Origin of the sequence: Rhodococcus sp. CX, assembly GCF_015865005.1 — a bacterium.
Classification (GTDB): domain Bacteria; phylum Actinomycetota; class Actinomycetes; order Mycobacteriales; family Mycobacteriaceae; genus Rhodococcus.
The window spans coordinates 40962-43948 of sequence record NZ_JADZGH010000273.1; the positions used below are offsets into that span (position 1 = coordinate 40962).

Genomic DNA, 2987 nt, shown 5'->3' on the forward strand with positions numbered 1-2987 from the left:
GACCTTCCGCATCACCTTCGCCACGGCCGCGACATGATCCGGTCCGATCGCGCCAGAGCGCGCCGCGGCAGCGGTGGCGGGCAGTTCCGGTTCCAGGTCCTCGCCGTCGAGGGAATGCCAGGTGCCGACCTTCTTCGCGCCTTTGACCCGCCGGGTCGCGTCGGCCGCGGAGATCCGCAGCGTGCCGATGAGGAAGTCGTTGATCGAGCGGCACCCGAGGTCCTCCGGGACCCGTCGTTCGACGGTCTCGACAATCATTCGATGGCCGACGGCTGCGGCCTTGCGCAGGACGGTTTCGAAGCGCTGGAGGAACTCGACCAGGTCGTCGTTCGACAAGCCGGTGAGGTCGTCTTCGAGCAGGCCGTCGACAGCCTCGTCGAGGGCGGACAGCCGCGCCCCGACCTCGCCTTCTCGCACCCCCATCGAAAGCATGTTCGAACTATATCGAGGGGGTCCGAAAGTAGCGTGGAAGCTGAGGCTGCGGCGCTGCGGTGGAGTGCTAACCGCAGCGCCATTTGGTAAATGTGTTGTTCGGATCCTCGGGCCTCACTCCGGTGGAGTGGGCGAAGGTGCTCGGCGTCGGACTGACGGTCTTCTTCGTCGCCGAAGCGGAGAAGTGGGCAATTCGTCGCATCCACGCCGGACGTGAGGGGCTGTAGAAGCTATGGAGACGTCATCCCTTCGGCACATCCTGGTCGCCACCGACCTGTCCGACGGTGCGACGCACGCGGTCCGCCGCGCCGCGCAGCTCGCCCGCGAGCATCACGCACAGCTCACCGCGGTGTATGTGCCGGCCTCCGCCGGACCGGAAAAGCTGCGGCGGGCGAATGCACTCCTGGCGGAGCATCTGTACCGATGCGTCGGCGACACAGCGCTCAATGACACAGCGGTCGGGGACACACAGGTCGACGGCGTGGTCCGGGCCGGTGACATCGTCTCCGTCGTCGGCGCCGTCGCCGGTGAGTGCGACGCCGACCTCCTGGTCGTCGGCGCGCACGGTGGGCGGCTGCCCATCGCGTTGCTGGGAAGCACCGCCGAACGACTCGTCGGAACCAGCGCCACGCCGGTGCTGGTGGTCCGGAATCCGTCCGACGGCCCCTACCGGACCGTTCTCCTGGCCGTGGACACCACTCCCGCATCCACGGCGGCCGCCCGCGTCGCGGCAGCGTGGACACCCGACGCCGACCACATCCTCGTGCACGTGTCGGTCGTCATGGGCGAACAGCTGATGCGAATGCACGGCGCCGACGACGTGGGATTGGCGCAGCTGCGGCACGTGAGCACCGAGCAGGCCCGCTCCCACCTCGACGACTTCGCCTCGACGCTGATCCCCGAACCTGCCGACAGCCGCATCGAATCCGGTCATGCCGCCACGAGAATCCCGGAAATCGCCGACGAGTACCGCGCCGAGCTGATCGTCGTCGGGACCGGGGAGCGTTCCGCACTCGAATACGCGATGCTCGGCAGCGTCGCCCAGCACGTACTGCGCTTCGCCGGCACGGATGTCCTGGTGATGCCGGACGGCGGATCGAGCTCGAGATCGGCTGTATGAGTTTCCACTGTCGCGGGGTAGGGACCGCTGCCGGAAGTCGCAGCGGGACCACAGTAAACGCTTCGGTGCGCTCGCGGCGGTGGCGTCTCCGAGAGAGAACGGCAGCATCGCGGTGATGAGGCCTGCGGTGAACAGAAGCAGGCCGATCGGGTCGAAAAAGGCGCCGCCGGGATCGCTCCCGACGGCGCCTCACCTCGCCCCTCGGCAAAAGGGTGCTACACATCAGATGTTGCGGGACATGGCCGGGCTCCTTCAGCCGGTCTGTCGGGTAGCGACGCCGATGGTGTGAGACGTTCGCCGACGGTCGCGTTCGGTGGTTCCGCCCCAGACCCCGTAGGGCTCTCGGGTCGAGAGCGCATACGTTCGACACTGGTTGAGAACCGGGCATTGGTAGCAAATGCGTTTGGCCTCCCGCTCCCGTCGTACCTGGGGACCTTTCGGCTCGTCCTCCGGCGCAAAGAACAGGTAGCCCATCGAACGGCACAGTGCGCGCAATCGCCAGGACCAGGTGTCACTGTGGACTGGTTGGAGGTTCGCGCGGATCATCACTGCCTCTCGGGTCGTACTACGAGCATGGGGCAGGCACAGCCATGCCTGTCCGGGATCAGCAGGGAATGCGCATGAGATCGTGGGCCACAATGATCTCCCCGTCGAAGTGCCGCGCGGCTTGGCGAATCCAGTCGTCTTCGGTGAGGTCGTAGGGGATGAGGTGCCACAGCACGAGAGTGCGGACTCCGGCTTCCTTGGCGATCCTGCCTGCGCTTTCTGCATCGGTGTGAGCGCGCGCGAAATGGCGGCGCAGTTCGTCTACATCGGCGTTGGTGCCGCTGAGGAGTCGTCCGAGATGTTCGGGGGAGTACACCTCGTGGACTAGGACGTCGGCTCCGGTCGCCAACTCCGTGATCTGCTCTGAGGGGGCGGTGTCCCCGGACACCACCACCGATGATCCGTCGGCATCGATTCGGTAAGCGAGGGAGGGCATCGGCGGGTGGAGGGCTGTGCCGGCGGTGATCGTCATATCAGGCGTGGAGACGACAACTCCGGGAGAGGCGATCTCGTGGCCGCGCATGAGTCCGGACAGTTTCGGGCGCCCGAGGCTCTCGCGGTGCTCGATGTCGGGCCGTCCGACTGCTCGGATCAGTTCAAGCATCTCGGTGAGCGGAGGTGGGCCGTAAACGTCGACCGGGGTGACCAATCCTGCGGTCCAGGCCAAATGCAACAGTGCACCGAGGTCGGCATTGTGGTCGACGTGATGGTGGGTCACGAGCACCGATTTGAGATCCCGCAGTCGCAGGCCGGCGGACACCAGTTGGCGAGCTACGCCGTTGCCGCAGTCGATGACGTGAATGTCGTCGCCGCGCACGATCGCCGTGGCGGGAGCCGAGGGTCAAGTCCCGTGAGGTGGTGTACGACGTCGTCGCGTGATTCCTCGTGG

General features: G+C 66.4%; 5 protein-coding genes. 2 read left to right on the plus strand and 3 right to left on the minus strand.

The features are described from left to right. Positions 1-432 (minus strand): DUF222 domain-containing protein (locus tag I0Q12_RS34505; RefSeq protein WP_231611782.1); only part of this gene is annotated, 432 nt, incomplete at its 3' end. 92 nt (positions 433-524) lie between these two features. Between I0Q12_RS34505 and I0Q12_RS34775 the strand changes: the two genes are divergently transcribed. Next, positions 525-659 carry a hypothetical protein gene (locus tag I0Q12_RS34775; protein ID WP_269437726.1) on the plus strand — a complete coding sequence of 45 codons (135 nt, stop codon included), beginning with the start codon at positions 525-527 and terminating at the stop codon, positions 657-659. A 5-nt stretch (positions 660-664) separates the two neighbouring features. After that, the gene (locus I0Q12_RS31135; protein WP_197257850.1) at positions 665-1552 is read left to right on the plus strand and encodes a universal stress protein; all 888 of its coding nucleotides are present in this window, start codon (positions 665-667) and stop codon (positions 1550-1552) included. 252 nt (positions 1553-1804) lie between these two features. Here the strand turns inward: I0Q12_RS31135 and I0Q12_RS31140 are convergent, their stop codons facing one another. Beyond that, positions 1805-2098, minus strand: a complete 294-nt coding sequence (locus I0Q12_RS31140) for a WhiB family transcriptional regulator (RefSeq protein ID WP_197257864.1) — start codon at positions 2096-2098, stop codon at positions 1805-1807. A 58-nt stretch (positions 2099-2156) separates the two neighbouring features. Then, positions 2157-2915 carry an MBL fold metallo-hydrolase gene (locus I0Q12_RS31145; protein ID WP_307846675.1) on the minus strand — a complete coding sequence of 253 codons (759 nt, stop codon included), beginning with the start codon at positions 2913-2915 and terminating at the stop codon, positions 2157-2159. Positions 2916-2987 lie beyond the last annotated feature (72 nt).